Origin of the sequence: Bradyrhizobium sp. WD16, assembly GCF_024181725.1 — a bacterium.
Lineage (GTDB): Bacteria > Pseudomonadota > Alphaproteobacteria > Rhizobiales > Xanthobacteraceae > Bradyrhizobium_A.
On sequence record NZ_CP028908.1, the window covers coordinates 4644623 to 4658256 of the forward strand.

Consider the following 13634-nt stretch of genomic DNA (forward strand, 5'->3'; position numbering starts at 1 on the left):
ATCGGCCGTTTTGAGGGTCAGCAGAGTTCGGCGGCGACAATGTCGACCGGGGGCGGATCGTCGACGTGGTCGGACCGAAGCCTGCTTTCAATCCAATCGAAGATGACTTCATTCGACAGGGTCGGGTTGTCGGCGTGGTTCTGCGCCGCAGCCGTCTCGCTTTCCGGAAAAGACCGCAATGTGATGTCGCGTCCCGCCGCGGCGGCACGAGCGACGATGTCTTTCACGTCGTCCGGATCGAGCCAGCCCCGCTCGCCGAGGGTGATGAGCGTGGGGCAATCGAGCCGGCCGATCGCGCCGGTTGCCACGAGGTCGTCGAGGCGGTCGCGAGGGAGCGGCTCGGGGCATCGCTGCTGCCGCAAGAACAGCGCTTCCTTCAACTCCCAGATGCCGCCGTCGCAGACCGCCGCGGCGACGCTGGAATCGGCGAGGAGGCCGCGCGCGACAAAGGACGACTTCGGCGAGTCGGCGAACACAGCCAGGCGGTCGGGATCGATGCACGACAGGGATCGCAGGTAGTCGAGGCAGCGGCCGACTGCGCTATGGAGATCCCTCCAGCCGACGATTCCGTGGAGAGGGATGCCGGATCCCGGGCCGAGCACATCGACGGCGAGCACGGCAAGTCCCCGGTCGCGGGCGTAGCGCTGCACCTTGCAGAGAAACTCTTCCTTGCGATGGTCAGGTTCGCCAATGCAGAGAACCGCGGGCGCGCGCCCGAACCGCTGAGCGGGTAGAAAATAGCCTTCGAGCGGAAGGTCTTCGAGCCAGGGGATTTCGACGACGGCACCCGGAGGGGCGAGGTGCGCGACATAGTCATGGGCGCACCGCCGCATCAGCGTCAGCGCCGCGCATTTCTCGCTGCAATCCTCGTCGAATACGACGGCCGCGGCGCGGTAATAGCTGACGGCGCGCAGCCAGTTGCTCCGCGCCGTCGGCAGGTGATTGCTACGATGGGCGGCATCGCCGCGGGCGCGATTGGTGTCGGCGAGAGCCTTCCACGATCGAAACCAGCTGGCCGGATCGGTCGGATCGATCCGGCTTACCGCGTAAAGACATTCCGAGACGGTCGCGCCGCCTTCCTGGGAAGCGGCCAGCAGGTTCGATAGTTCGGCCGAGAGGTCTTCATGCTCAGGCCAGAGAGTCCATCCCCGATCGCCGTAGACTGGTCGGAATACATTGGCGCCACGCTTATTCCCCATGCTCGACCTCGCTCCGGCCTACGGGGGCCGCAATAGGGAGGGCCGCAATAGGACTGCGGCGACACATCAGATGATGACCAATTCGATTGGTCGTCCGACGCGCTTTAGCGCGAGCTGCTCACTGCGACAACGGTTGGCGCTGCGTCATTTGGCCTGCGTGGCGTGTCACGAAACCTCCACGTCAATGTCATTCGAATTACTCGGGGAATCGCACGTCAGTACATCAGCGCCGGTATGAACGGCCAGGCGACCAGAGCTGCGAACAGCGACACCACAAGCCCGATACCGCAGAAGATGATGACGCCGCTGAAGTCGTCGTCGGTATCGGTCAAGGTCGGGACGTAGGTGCGGACGCGTTCGAGGACGGTCATCGGAGGTTCTCCCGAATTGCAGCCCTTGTCGGTTGGGTCCGCGAAGCGGGACGAAGGTTCAAGACGATGCGAAAAACAGCAGCGCCGGTTCGCGCCGGCGCGCCTGGCGGTGTCATCGTCGGGCTATTCCGCGGCGATGGCGCCGGCCGTCGAGTGGCGGTTTCGCCGTCGTCCCGTACCGTCAACGGCAGAGGGCCTCGAGCTTTCGGAAGTCTTCGATGCGGATGACGCAGACGGTCCGGATCTCGTTGAGGTCGATCAGGTCGCGACGGCGCAGCTCGGCGAGGGTGCGCGACAGGGTCTCGCGGGTCATGGCGAGATAATTGGCGATTTCGCCGCGTTGGAGCGGAAGACGAACCTCGAACGGGTGAGGGCACTTCGCGTTCAGGGCGACGGATCCCGGCGCGTAGCGCCGGGCCCACAGGACCAACAGATCGGCGAGGCGCTGGAGGGGGGTAAATGTCGCCAGTGTCGCACAATGCAGGAAGCTCGTCTCGATCTGCGCCTGGACGAGCTGCACCGCGCTGAGAGTGAGCCCGGGCATGGCGCCGTTCCATGGCGCGACGACGCGAGCCGTGACCGGCGTCAGGCTGCGCGTCGTGCAGACATATCGCCCGGTCGACGAAAAGCCGATGAGATCGCCGGGGCCGAGCAGCGCGACGATGCGCTCGCTTCCGTTCGGCGCGGGCACGGAGAGCTGGGCATGCCCCCTCATGATCACCGAAATCGCCTCGGCGGGCTCGCCGATGTGATGAATGGTATGGCGGGCGGGAAATGCCGTGACCGGCGTGATGCCGGCGCGGGCGGCTTTGCTGTGATGCCGGCGCGCGCCGACACGGATGTCCGGGGCATCTGCGCCGGCAGTGGCTTCGTCCCAGAGCGCGGCCGCTCGATTGCTGAGGCTGTCCATGGAAGATCTCCTTGGCCCCGGAAGGCTGCCACCGTCGGGGCGTCGATGGATGATCCGGACCGGCACGGAGCCGGCGACCGGCAGCCCGAACGTCGGCGGCGTCCGGGCGATCGGCTGTGCGGCTACTCCGTCAGCGGCGAGTCGGGCAGGTGCATCTCGTGCCAGAGGGCATTGAGGACGGCGAAGCCGACGGCAAAGCTGACGCCGAGAGTCCAGGTGAAGTACCACATCGCGCGTTCCCCCGTTTCAGTAGAGCTTGTGAGCATTGGCTTCGATCTGGGCGGGCGTGATCCGGCCGCGCAGAACCCGGTAGACCCAGCCGGTATAGGCGAGAACGACCGGCAGGAAGATCAGCGTCGCCAGCAGCATGACGAACAGCGTCAGCTGGCTCGATGACGCGTCCCAGACCGTCAGGCTGGCTCCTGGTTGCAGCGTGGACGGCAGCAGGAACGGAAACATGCTGACGCCCGCGGTGGCGACGATGCCGAAGACCGACAGCGAGCTGGCGATGAATCCGATGGCAGGCTTGCGCGATCGGCCGGCGGCGACCAGAGCCATTGCGCCCGCGATGCCGAGCACGGGCGCAACAGCAAGCCACGGACGCTCGCCGTAGTTCACCAGCCACTGCCCCCGGCGCAACGCGACCGTCTTGAGGAGAGGGTTCGACGGGCCGCCGGCCGCTGCACCGTCCACGATCCGGTAACCGTCGATGCCGAAGGCGATCCACAGGCCGGCGAGCACGAACAGGACGACGGTGACGAACGGCAGCGCCGAGGCGACCCGGCGGGCGCGCTCGGCAACCGCGCCGCTCGTCCTCAGCGCGAGATAGGCCGCACCATGGGACGCGAGCATGGCGAGAGACACGAGGCCGCAGAGCAGCCCGAACGGATTGAGCAGTTCGAACAGGCCGGACCCTTCGTAGAGGATGCGCAGATCCGCATCGACGCGGAACGGCACGCCCTGGAGCAGATTGCCGACGGCGACCCCGAATACGACGCTCGGCACCGCGCCACCGACGACCAGCGCCCAGTCCCAGAAGCTTCGCCACGCCGCGTTCGGCAGCTTGTTGCGGAACTCGAAGCCGACCGGGCGCAGGATCAGCGCGACGAGGACGAGAAACATCGCGATATAGAAGCCGGAGAATGCCGTCGCATAGACGATCGGCCAGGCGGCGAAGATCGCCCCGCCGCCGAGGATCAGCCAGACCTGATTGCCGTCCCAGACTGGGCCGATCGCATTGATGGCGACCCGGCGTTCGGTGTCGGTTCTGGCGACGACGGGCAGCAAGGCCGCTGTGCCGAGGTCAAAGCCGTCCATGATGGCGAAGCCGATCAGCAGGAGGCCGAGAAGCAGCCACCAGATCACGCGGAGCGTTTCATAGTCGAGGGGAATGGACATCGGTGCGTCTCACTCGGCTGGCGTTGCGGCAGGGGTGGTGGCCGGCGAAGGCCCGGCGGTGCTGCTGACCGGATGCGGGGCGAGTGCCCGGACCGGACCCATGGCGATGTATTTGCGCATCAGCAGCACGTCGATCGCGAGCAGCGTCGAATAGAACGAGACGAAGCCGGACAGCGTGACCAGGATCTTCGCGGCGGAGAGCGCCGATGCGCCGAGGGCGGTCGGCAGGATGCCGTCGATCGCCCAGGGCTGCCGGCCATATTCCGCGACGATCCAGCCGAGCTCGGCGGCGATCCACGGCAATGGCCACGACCAGACCGCGAGCCGGAGCAGCCAGCGGCGGCCGAAGTCGCGCTTGCTCGCGAACCAGAAGGCGGCGGCGAACAGCGCGATGAAGTAGAAGCCGAGCGCCACCATCAGGCGGAAGGACCAGAACATGGGGGTGACCGCCGGAACGGTGCTCCACGCCGCGCGCGAGACGGCGGCGGCATCGGCCCTGCGCGGATCGTCGACATAACGCTTGAGCAGCAATGCGTGGCCGAGATCGGCGGCATGCTGCGCCACCGTGGCGCGGGCGGCTGCGTCGGTCCGGTCGGCGCGCAGGCGCTCGAGCGCGTCATAGCCGATCACACCGCTGCGGATCCGGTGCTCCGCCTTCTCGACCAGCTCGAAGATGCCCGGCAACCGCTGGTCGAGGGAGCGGGTTGCGAGCAGACCCAGCGCCCAGGGGATCTTGACCTCGTAATGATTTTCGCGGGCGGCCTGGTCCGGGATGGCGAACAGGGTGAAGGGCGCCGGCGCTGGCTCGGTGCGCCACATCCCTTCGATCACCGCGAGCTTCATGCGCTGATTTTCGCTGACGGTGTAGCCGCTCTCGTCGCCGAGCACCACGACCGACAGGGCGGAGGCGAGGCCGAACGACGCGGCGACGATGAAGGATCGCTTCGCCAGCGCTTCGTGACGTCCGCGCAGCAGGTACCAGGACGAAATGGCCAGCACGAACAGCGCGCCGCAGACATAGCCGGCGCTGACGGTGTGAACGAATTTCGACTGGGCGACCGGGTTGAACAGCAACTCGGAGAAGGATGTCAGCTCCATCCGCATGGTGTCGGGATTGAACGCGGCGCCGACCGGGTTCTGCATCCAGCCGTTGGCGACGAGGATCCAGAGCGCGGAGAGGTTGGAGCCGATGGCGACGAGCCAGGTGACGACGAGGTGGCCGACGCTCGACAAGCGGTCCCAGCCGAAAAAGAACAGGCCGACGAAGGTCGATTCGAGGAAGAAGGCCATCAGGCCCTCGATGGCGAGCGGCGCGCCGAAGATGTCGCCGGCATAGTGCGAGTAGTAGGCCCAGTTGGTGCCGAACTGGAATTCCATGGTGATGCCGGTGGCCACGCCCATGGCGAAGTTGATGCCGAACAGCTTGCCCCAGAACTGGGTCATGTCGCGCCAGATCCTGCGGCCGGTCATGACGTAGCTCGTCTCCATGATGACGAGCAGGAATGACAGTCCGAGCGTCAGCGGAACGAAGAGAAAGTGGTAGAGAGCCGTCAGCGCGAACTGCAGTCGGGCGAGGCTCGTCGGATCGTAGTCCAACATGGCGGGATCTTTCGTCGGTGTGAGATCAATGCGTGTCGAGGCCGAACAGGCGGACGACGCTCAGGTCAGTGGTTGCAACCCGTGCGCCGGCGGCCGACAGCAGCAGCTGCAGCGAGACGATCAGCGCGATCTTGGCGCAGAGCGCCGCGACGATGGTCTTCTGCAGGGGCGTCTGCGGCCGCAGCCCCGCGCGCGCGAAGGCGAGGAGCGAGGCCCCGACCGGTGACGGGCGAGCGCGATCTGCCGCTTTCGCCGGGCATGGCTGGGGCGGGCCGCCTGAGAGGCAGCGAGATGGGACAGACATGTGTGGAGTCTCTCGGATCGGTGGCCGCGATGCGGCCGGTTGCAGGCGCGCGTCAGCCTTCGTCGAGCGAGGCGACGGCGCGACGGAGCGGTGTTATCCGATCAGAAGGGAGGGCGGTGCGCGGGGCCAGGCCTGGGACCATGTCGTCGTCGTCGCTGGCGGAGCCAGCGGCGGCGGCGTCTGGAGCAGAAGGCGATGCCGGGTCGGGGGGGCGACGGTCGAGGCCTGTGCGATCGCGAGATCGCCGTGCATCAGCGGCAGGCAGAAGACGCAGTGCGGTCCGCCGGCGGCGCCGGTCTGATCGTCCGGAACGCGATTGCCGCCAGCGTCGACGATCGTCAGACCGGCCCCGGAGCAGATGATATTCCAGCGGTTCGCCAGCGCGCGGGCGGCGAGCTCGGCCTCGGCCGGCTTGAACGACAGTGCGACGCCGGCGACGATGTTGAGCGCCAGCGCCAGCGTGCACAGCGCAGCCGAAAGCCTCCGGCGCAAGCCGCCGCGTGAGGGATCCGTCGATGTGTCGTACCGGCCGCCCAAGCGATACGGCTCCCGCGAGCGAGGCGATTGCAACGGCAAATCGCGCCTTAAGGGAAGGTGGCGGCGGCACAATTGCGTTGACCTGGATCAATGATGGTCAAAATTCGAGCGGCGCGGTCGTGAACATCGCGCGCGGGATCGATCGGATCAGTGCGCTGCCGGGCTATCTGGCCATGCCTGGCACTTGAGTGGAGACTCGCCGCGTCGGTGGCGGCGCATCACTGCTGCGTGGCCCTTGTGCCATTGCTCGACGCCGCCACAGCCTTATTCGGATCCACATACCATTCTTCTGCGGCAATCCCGGGGCGGTTCAAAACGCCGCGTGACCTCCATGTCACGCAATGTCCGGTCTCCGAGCTTCAACATCGAGCGGGACATCCCCCTCAATCGGGCGTCAGTGCCTTAGTCCCGTAGTTTCGTTGATCGGCAGAGCCGCAGAAATGCTACTATCAACGTCATCCGCAGCGCGCCGCTACCTTAACGGCCGGCCAGCGCAATAGTTTGACAAGTGTTCTTGTGCATCGCCGTTACGACAGATTGCAACGGACGAAAGTAGGAGAGTTTCAGATCGAAATACGCCCGACGTGAGCAGCGCATCATAAGCAGCATACCCCGTCAAGCCGAAATCATTAATTTACATGGACTGTCCGTGGTCACTTATGCATATATTTAAGGTAGAGTAGTTTCCGTTGAGGACTTGCCAGCCAGTCACTATTTGCGGTGCGGCCTTGGGGGTCGAGTGCTGATGGACGGAAGAATTGAATGACGACAATACTGATCACCGGGGGCGCTGGATTCATCGGCAGCAATTTCGTCTACCACGTCGCAAAGGCGCATCCCGACTACCAGATTGTCGTTCTCGACGCGCTGACCTATGCAGGCTCGCCCGACAACCTGCCACCGGACATGCGCGAGCTCGATCATCCGCGCATGCGGTTCTGGTACGGTAATGTCTGCAATGCGGGTCTGGTCGAAATGCTGGTGCGCGACGCCGACTACGTCGTGCATTTCGCCGCCGAAACCCATGTCACGCGGTCCATCTTCGACAACCGCCTGTTTTTCGAGACCGACGTGATGGGGACGCAGACCGTTGCCAACGCAGTCGTGAAGTCCAGCAGTCACGTCAAGCGCTTGGTTCATATTTCGACCTCGGAGGTTTATGGCTCAGCCGAGCGATCGGTGATGGATGAGGAGCACGCGCTGAAACCGATGAGCCCCTACGCCAGCGCGAAGTGCGGCGCCGACCGACTGGTCTATTCCTATTGGGCCACCTACAAGGCTCCCATCACGATCCTTCGTCCGTTCAATAATTTCGGCCCGCGGCAGCATTTGGAAAAGGTGGTGCCGCGCTTCATCACCAGCGCGCTGCTGGGCGAGCCCATTACGGTGCACGGGACCGGCGAGGCTGCGCGCGACTTTGTCCATGTCGACGATGTCTGCCGCGCGATCGACCTGGTTTTGCATGCCGATGATCATCTCGTAAATGGTGAGGTCTTCAACATTGCTACCGCGCAACACCGCACCATCCGCAATATCGCCGACGATGTAGCCCGGCTGATGGATATGCCATCTAAAATTATCCACTATGGCGACCGTCCGGGACAAGTGATCCGTCACACCGGCGATTATGCCAAGATCAAGAGCAAACTCGGCTGGGAGCCGTCGCTGACCTGGGAGGAGGGACTCACACGGACGATCGATTGGTACAAGCAAAACCGTCAGTTGTGGGAGAAGCAAATCTGGATGCGGCACATTCCGATCGTTACCGCGGCTGGCCGTAGCGAACTGCACTGATGAAGTGCGGACAGCGACAGCGTCGGTCACCCGGGGCTCGCGATAACCCAATGACGACATTGGCGGTGCTCCAGCCCGGTTATCTGCCTTGGCTCGGCTTTTTCGATCAGGTCGCGCGCTCTGATTTTTTCGTGCTTTACGACGACGCGCAGTTCGATAAGCACGGCTGGCGCAACCGTAATCGCATAAAATCGGCGAAGGGGCCGGTTTGGCTGACGGTGCCGGTCCTGCATTCCGGGCGGGCGGGCCAGGCGATCAACGAGACGGAGGTTGACGCAAGGTCACCATGGGCGAAGAAGCAGCTCCGCACCATTGCGCAGCTGTATGCCAAGGCTCCGTTCGTAACTCATTATCTGCCTGAAATCGAGGAAATCCTGCTGCGGCCGTGGCGGCGGCTCGCCGAACTTGATAATGCGCTGAGCTTGCGCATGTGTCAGTGGTTTGGAATCGAGCGAAGGTTATATTTGTCGTCCGAGCTGAACGTCGGCGGGGACCGGAACGGTCGGCTGATCAACCTGTGCCGGCATTTCGGTGTTAGTAACTATTTGTCCGGCAATAGCGCGCAAGATTATCTCGACGTCGCTGCCTTTGGCGATAACGGAATTTCCGTGGAGTGGCAGAACTTCAGCCATCCCGTATATCCACAGCTACATGGGCCGTTCGTGTCGCACTTGTCGGCCATCGACCTCCTTCTCAACGTGGGTCCCGAGAGCGCCGCGGTGCTGGAGAGCGCTCGCGCCGGCGGCCGCATTGCAAGATAGGGTGGGGCGGGATGTGCGGCATCTGCGGCTATGTGGGACCGGGCGGCCTTGATCGTCTTCAGCCCATGATGCGTGCGCTAGTCCATCGCGGGCCTGACGAGCATGGGAGCTGGATCGGAGATGGCGTCGCGTTGGGAATGCGCCGGCTGTCGATCATCGATGCGGCGACCGGTCAACAGCCGGTGTTCAACGAAACTGGCGACATCGTTGTGGTGTTCAACGGCGAGATCTATAATTTCATCGAGTTGCGGCGGGAGTTAATCGCCGATGGTCACATATTCCGCACCGATCATTCCGACACTGAGGTGATCGTCCACCTCTACGAGCAATTTGGAGACGCGTTCCTGCACAAGCTCAATGGCATGTTCGCCATTGCGCTATGGGATAGGCGGGCGCGCCGGCTGTTGCTGGCTCGTGACCGGATCGGCATCAAGCCGCTGTTCTATGCGGTGCAGGGCGAGTGCATCGTGTTCGGGTCGGAGCCCAAAGCCCTGCTTGCGCACCCGGATGTGTCGCGCCAACCCGATCTCATCGCGCTACATCATTATTTCAGCTACAAGAATACTCCGGCGCCGCGCACCGCCTTTGCCGGAATCCGCCAGCTCAGGGCTGGTGAGTGTCTAGTGTTTGCCGACGGATCGGAGAATATCCGTCGCTGGTGGCGCATCGGCTATCGTGATGACGGCGATCTCGACGGGCGCGAAGCGGCGGAATCGATTCGGGCTCTACTGGAGGACAGCGTCAGGTTGCAAATGCGTTCGGACGTTCCCGTCGGGGCCTATCTCTCGGGAGGAGTCGATTCCTCGACGGTGGTGGCGCTGATGAGCCGTCTCGGCGCCAGCAACGTCAAGACGTTCACGCTAATTTATGATGACGGATTTCCGCACAAGGATGCTGACCGTACCTTCGCGAATAACGTGGCGCGTATGTACGGCACCGATCATTACGAGCACGTCGTACGCTTCGAGGACGTGCCGCAGCACCTCGACGATATCCTCACGGCGTTCGACGAGCCATTTTCGGGCGTGATCTCGACATACTTCATTACCCAATCCATCGCCCGGCACGTGAAAGTGGCCTTGTCGGGCGATGGTGCCGACGAATTGTTCGCGAGCTATCTGCCGCACCGGCTGGCACAGCCGCTGGCCTATGCCGCCGCCAACCCTTCGGCGCTGGCGGCTGGTGCCAATGTCGACGTTTCCATGCTGGCGCCGTTTGAGAGCGATACGACGCGGCTGCGGTCGATTCTCGACCGCGGCGACGAGGCGGCACGGCGCATGGGCCAATACCTGGCCGACGAGGCAACAAAGCGCGAGGTTTATTCCAGCGCGATGCGCGAAGCTGTCGGCGACGCCAGCACCGAGGCGTTGACCCGGGATCTCTATGCCGGCTGTTCGAGCCGCGACGCGCTCAACCGCAGCCTGTGCGTCGACTTCGAGACTTTGCTACCCGACCAGGTATTGGCCTTTGTCGATCGCCTTTCGATGGCCCACTCCGTGGAGGTGCGCCCGCCCTTTCTCGATCATCGGCTGGTGGAATTCGTCGCAAACATTCCGGGTCGGCTGAAGATCAAGGGCGGCCAAGTCAAGTACATCCTCAAGGACGCCGTGCGCGATCTGCTGCCGGTCGGACTGGTTGACCGTCCGAAGGAAGGCTTCGTGATGCCGCTCAATGACTGGCTAGCGGAAAAACTTAAGGGCTATGTCTTGGATAAGTTGTCCGCGAAACGTCTTGCAAGCCATGGCCTGCTTGAACCGGCGGCAGTGGCCGAGATTCTGAGCCGCTATTATGCCGGGGAAAAACAACTGGCAAGCCGCATCTGGAATTTCGTCAGCTTTCAAATGTGGTGGGAACGTTATCAGGAATAGTCTTGATGGCTGCGGTCAGACTGGACGCCCTCGGCGAGGAGCATCTTGACGCGACGCTTCGCTGGATGGCGGATGAGGACTTACGCTGGGGTCTGCTGCTGGATCGCGAGGTTACGCCTGAACTCCATCGTGGCTGGTTCTCCCGCACCAAAGAGGATACCTCGCAGGCGATCTTCGCGATCGTTGCCGATGGCGCGCACGCGGGCAATTTCGGTTTTCGTCATATCCATCGGCAGCATCGAACCGCCGAGTTGTGGATGTATTTGGGTGCGGAGCATCGGGGCAGCGGCATCGCCAAGCCGGCGTTACGCGCCGGGCTTGATTGTGGATTCGGATCGCTTGCTCTGCGCAAGATTTCGCTGTTGGTGCGTGCCGACAATCACCGGGCAGTTTCGCTCTACACCAGGGCTGGATTTGTCGAGGAGGGTTTCTTGCGCGCCGAGCAAATCTATCGCGGCACCGCGATCGACATGATCAGGATGGCTTATTTTCCTGCGTCCACTCTATCTTAGGTCGGATCGACGGCAGTAGACATGTCTCTGACCCATGGTCGGCAACCATCATCGGAAATCTTTGAACAGCGGAAGCACGAGCGCGAGGATATTTTCGTCGAGATGAAACGGCTCGGAGACGCGAAAGAGTCGGCGTTCGGTCCTAACCGTCTCGTTTGACGCCCGGAAACGATAACCCCACGTCAAGAATGCCAAAAGGATGTCGCGCACCGATCTTGCAATGGCGGTTAGCTTAGTGCCTTTGGCCTCCCCACCCTGGCGCGGAATAAATTTGATCGGAACCTCGATATAGGATGCTCCCGTTTGATAGGTGCGCAGCAGACATTCCGGATTGAGGAACGAACTGTTGGCGTTCAACTCGACGGATTGGATCAGCTTGGTGGGATAGATCGTGACGTTTTGAAAGTCCTGGAAGCGAACGCCGAATAGGATCGTGATGAGATAGTAGTTTGACAATGAAACGATCGCCTTGGGGAAGTCGTCGGAGCGGGTTCTCACCCGGTAGATCGATCGCAGGACGGGAATATAGCTCAGAAGTCTGATTGGCGTCGGTCGGATCCCCTGCACGACATCGAAATGGCGAGTCAGTTCCAGAAAGATCCGCAGTTGGGATATGTCGTAGCTCCAATCAACGGTTTGCCAGAGTAGGTACTCTTTGGTCGCCGCTTGGATAGATCGCTTGCAGGAATAGCCAACATTGCGGTTGCGGTCATTGTGAAGTACCCTTACCCGCGGTTCCTCCCGCGCGAACGCATCGGCAATTTCGCCTGTGCGGTCGGTACTGGCGTCGTTGATAAAGATGAGTTCCCAGTCGTCAACCGTGGCGTCCATGATCTGCGTGCCGCGACGCAAAAACTCCTCAATGAGATCCTGCTCGTTGTAGCCCCACGCCAGCAAAGATACCCCGCGATCGAACTTCCGCGAGAGGGATTCGGCCGGGTCAGACCGGACGTTGCCTGCTTGCTCGGGTGTCAGGCGCAATTCCGGATTCATGGGCGGAGGGGGCTCAAGCAATCCATCATTTGCAGGACCTTGCTGCTGGCTGCGTGACAGATATGGCTTATTGTAGTATGGGAATTGCGACAAGGGGGCTGGACCTACTTGATGACTTTGCCGCAATCGAAAGGCAAGGCGCCGCACGCATCGGCTCGAATCCCGTTCTTCCGCCACGATCTTGGCCATGCTGAATTGGAATCGGTTGCCGAGGTACTGGCTCAGCCTATCCTGACGACTGGTAGTTTCGTTGAGGAGTTTGAGCGGCGACTCGCCGCCTTTCTCGGTGTTCAACATGTGCTCGCGGTTACCAGTTGCACCGGAGCGATGCACATGTCGCTTCTTGCCCTCGATATCGGCCCCGGCGACGAAGTCATAACCACGCCGATGACGTTCATCGCCACCGCGGCCGCGATACTCGAGGCGGGAGCAAAGCCGGTCTTTGTTGAAGTCGAGGATGAAACCGGCAACATCGATGTCGCCAAGGTCGAGGCGGCGATTACGCCGCGCACCAGAGCGATCATACCGGTGCATCTGTATGGCTTGATGGCTGACATGGTTGAACTCAAGCGCGTTGCCGACCGACATGGTCTGGCGATCGTCGAAGATGCCGCGCATTGCGTTGAAGGTCGCCGCGAGGGCGCCCGGCCTGCCAGCCATTCGCAGACCGCATGTTTCAGCTTCTACGCCACAAAGAATCTGACCTGTGGGGAAGGTGGAGCGGTCGCCACCAATGATTGCGCCTTGGCGGAGAAGCTTCGGATGCTGCGTCTCCACGGCATGACCAAGACCGCATTTGACCGTCACCGCGAAGGCTACAAGCACTGGGACATGACGGCGCTGGGGTGGAAATACAACATGTCGAACATCGAGGCGGCGGTGCTGCTGCCGCAGTTCGCACGGATGGACGGTAAGCTCGCTCAACGTCGCGCGCTCGCCGAGCGCTATGCGGAGCGGCTGAAATATCTTCCTGATGTTCGGGTGCCCGCCTTGTCGGCTGGCGACAGCGTTCACTGCCATCATGTCTTTTCGATCTGGATCGCGAACAGTCGGCGCGACGAGGTGCTGACAAAACTGCAGGAAGCTGGCGTCGAGGTGGTGGTAAACTACCGTCCGGTTCATCTGACTTCCTATTTTCGCGAGAAATTCGGCTTCAAGGAGAACGATTTTCCGATTGCAGAGCGAATCGGCGATCAGTGCCTTTCACTGCCGTTTTTTCCGGGAATGCCTCCGGAAATGGTCGATACGGTCGTCGAACGGCTTAGCCGTATTATTTTGGCGGGGTAGTAAGCCTTCTAGTAATATGCCCGACGGGCGGGCTGTCGGCTGAACGAGCAATGTGGTCGCTTAGCGGTGATGCCCCCGGGCCAGCTGGGCCTTCGGGCTGG

At 62.4% G+C, this 13634-nt stretch carries 15 protein-coding genes; 6 read left to right on the plus strand and 9 right to left on the minus strand.

Going from position 1 to position 13634, the window contains the following annotated elements:
• Window positions 1-17: 17 nt before the first annotated feature.
• From DB459_RS21490 to DB459_RS21525, 8 genes are all read right to left on the minus strand, one after another.
• Window positions 18-1199 (minus strand): S9 family peptidase, encoded by a 1182-nt coding sequence (locus DB459_RS21490; protein WP_253707584.1) that lies wholly within the window; start codon window positions 1197-1199, stop codon window positions 18-20.
• A 215-nt stretch (window positions 1200-1414) separates the two neighbouring features.
• Window positions 1415-1570, minus strand: coding sequence for a hypothetical protein (locus DB459_RS21495; protein WP_253707586.1), 156 nt, complete (start codon window positions 1568-1570; stop codon window positions 1415-1417).
• Between the two features lie 181 nt (window positions 1571-1751).
• Window positions 1752-2480, minus strand: a complete 729-nt coding sequence (locus tag DB459_RS21500; RefSeq protein ID WP_253707588.1) for a Crp/Fnr family transcriptional regulator — start codon at window positions 2478-2480, stop codon at window positions 1752-1754.
• A 122-nt stretch (window positions 2481-2602) separates the two neighbouring features.
• Window positions 2603-2710, minus strand: coding sequence for a cytochrome bd-I oxidase subunit CydX (gene cydX, locus DB459_RS21505; protein ID WP_253707590.1), 108 nt, complete (start codon window positions 2708-2710; stop codon window positions 2603-2605).
• Window positions 2711-2726: 16 nt separating this feature from the next.
• Window positions 2727-3878 carry a cytochrome d ubiquinol oxidase subunit II gene (cydB, locus tag DB459_RS21510; RefSeq protein ID WP_253707592.1) on the minus strand — a complete coding sequence of 384 codons (1152 nt, stop codon included), beginning with the start codon at window positions 3876-3878 and terminating at the stop codon, window positions 2727-2729.
• A gap of 9 nt (window positions 3879-3887) precedes the next feature.
• Window positions 3888-5477, minus strand: a complete 1590-nt coding sequence (locus DB459_RS21515; RefSeq protein ID WP_253707595.1) for a cytochrome ubiquinol oxidase subunit I — start codon at window positions 5475-5477, stop codon at window positions 3888-3890.
• Window positions 5478-5502: 25 nt separating this feature from the next.
• Complete coding sequence (locus tag DB459_RS21520; RefSeq protein ID WP_253707597.1) at window positions 5503-5781, minus strand: hypothetical protein; 279 nt, start codon at window positions 5779-5781, stop codon at window positions 5503-5505.
• A 93-nt stretch (window positions 5782-5874) separates the two neighbouring features.
• Window positions 5875-6273, minus strand: a complete 399-nt coding sequence (locus tag DB459_RS21525; RefSeq protein WP_253707600.1) for a DUF2946 family protein — start codon at window positions 6271-6273, stop codon at window positions 5875-5877.
• A 23-nt stretch (window positions 6274-6296) separates the two neighbouring features.
• On the opposite strand from DB459_RS21525, the gene DB459_RS21530 reads away from it, so the two are divergent.
• The 5 genes from DB459_RS21530 (at window position 6297) to DB459_RS21550 (ending at window position 11253) form a co-directional block, all read left to right on the plus strand.
• The gene (locus DB459_RS21530) at window positions 6297-6506 is read left to right on the plus strand and encodes a hypothetical protein (RefSeq protein ID WP_253707603.1); all 210 of its coding nucleotides are present in this window, start codon (window positions 6297-6299) and stop codon (window positions 6504-6506) included.
• A 574-nt stretch (window positions 6507-7080) separates the two neighbouring features.
• Complete coding sequence (locus tag DB459_RS21535; RefSeq protein ID WP_253707605.1) at window positions 7081-8112, plus strand: dTDP-glucose 4,6-dehydratase; 1032 nt, start codon at window positions 7081-7083, stop codon at window positions 8110-8112.
• A 50-nt stretch (window positions 8113-8162) separates the two neighbouring features.
• Complete coding sequence (locus DB459_RS21540; RefSeq protein ID WP_253707607.1) at window positions 8163-8873, plus strand: WbqC family protein; 711 nt, start codon at window positions 8163-8165, stop codon at window positions 8871-8873.
• An 11-nt stretch (window positions 8874-8884) separates the two neighbouring features.
• The gene (gene asnB / locus DB459_RS21545; RefSeq protein ID WP_253707609.1) at window positions 8885-10741 is read left to right on the plus strand and encodes an asparagine synthase (glutamine-hydrolyzing); all 1857 of its coding nucleotides are present in this window, start codon (window positions 8885-8887) and stop codon (window positions 10739-10741) included.
• Window positions 10742-10746: 5 nt separating this feature from the next.
• Window positions 10747-11253, plus strand: coding sequence for a GNAT family N-acetyltransferase (locus DB459_RS21550; protein ID WP_253707611.1), 507 nt, complete (start codon window positions 10747-10749; stop codon window positions 11251-11253).
• 48 nt (window positions 11254-11301) lie between these two features.
• Here DB459_RS21550 and DB459_RS21555 read toward each other — a convergent pair whose 3' ends face one another.
• Window positions 11302-12246: a glycosyltransferase family 2 protein gene (locus DB459_RS21555; RefSeq protein ID WP_253707613.1), complete on the minus strand. Its 945-nt coding sequence runs from the start codon at window positions 12244-12246 to the stop codon at window positions 11302-11304.
• 111 nt (window positions 12247-12357) lie between these two features.
• Here DB459_RS21555 and DB459_RS21560 point away from each other — a divergent pair, with 111 nt between their 5' ends.
• Window positions 12358-13533, plus strand: coding sequence for a DegT/DnrJ/EryC1/StrS aminotransferase family protein (locus DB459_RS21560; protein WP_253707615.1), 1176 nt, complete (start codon window positions 12358-12360; stop codon window positions 13531-13533).
• Window positions 13534-13634 lie beyond the last annotated feature (101 nt).

What these genes read in the sequence shown, in the direction of transcription:
- DB459_RS21495 (WP_253707586.1), bottom strand. Translation starts at nt 1,570, where the DNA reads ATGACCGTCCTCGAACGCGTCCGCACCTACGTCCCGACCTTGACCGAT.
- DB459_RS21560 (WP_253707615.1), top strand. Translation starts at nt 12,358, where the DNA reads ATGACTTTGCCGCAATCGAAAGGCAAGGCGCCGCACGCATCGGCTCGA.
- cydB (WP_253707592.1), bottom strand. Translation starts at nt 3,878, where the DNA reads ATGTCCATTCCCCTCGACTATGAAACGCTCCGCGTGATCTGGTGGCTG.
- DB459_RS21540 (WP_253707607.1), top strand. Translation starts at nt 8,163, where the DNA reads ATGACGACATTGGCGGTGCTCCAGCCCGGTTATCTGCCTTGGCTCGGC.
- DB459_RS21500 (WP_253707588.1), bottom strand. Translation starts at nt 2,480, where the DNA reads ATGGACAGCCTCAGCAATCGAGCGGCCGCGCTCTGGGACGAAGCCACT.
- DB459_RS21555 (WP_253707613.1), bottom strand. Translation starts at nt 12,246, where the DNA reads ATGAATCCGGAATTGCGCCTGACACCCGAGCAAGCAGGCAACGTCCGG.
- DB459_RS21550 (WP_253707611.1), top strand. Translation starts at nt 10,747, where the DNA reads ATGGCTGCGGTCAGACTGGACGCCCTCGGCGAGGAGCATCTTGACGCG.
- DB459_RS21515 (WP_253707595.1), bottom strand. Translation starts at nt 5,477, where the DNA reads ATGTTGGACTACGATCCGACGAGCCTCGCCCGACTGCAGTTCGCGCTG.
- cydX (WP_253707590.1), bottom strand. Translation starts at nt 2,710, where the DNA reads ATGTGGTACTTCACCTGGACTCTCGGCGTCAGCTTTGCCGTCGGCTTC.
- DB459_RS21530 (WP_253707603.1), top strand. Translation starts at nt 6,297, where the DNA reads ATGTGTCGTACCGGCCGCCCAAGCGATACGGCTCCCGCGAGCGAGGCG.
- DB459_RS21490 (WP_253707584.1), bottom strand. Translation starts at nt 1,199, where the DNA reads ATGGGGAATAAGCGTGGCGCCAATGTATTCCGACCAGTCTACGGCGAT.
- asnB (WP_253707609.1), top strand. Translation starts at nt 8,885, where the DNA reads ATGTGCGGCATCTGCGGCTATGTGGGACCGGGCGGCCTTGATCGTCTT.
- DB459_RS21535 (WP_253707605.1), top strand. Translation starts at nt 7,081, where the DNA reads ATGACGACAATACTGATCACCGGGGGCGCTGGATTCATCGGCAGCAAT.
- DB459_RS21520 (WP_253707597.1), bottom strand. Translation starts at nt 5,781, where the DNA reads ATGTCTGTCCCATCTCGCTGCCTCTCAGGCGGCCCGCCCCAGCCATGC.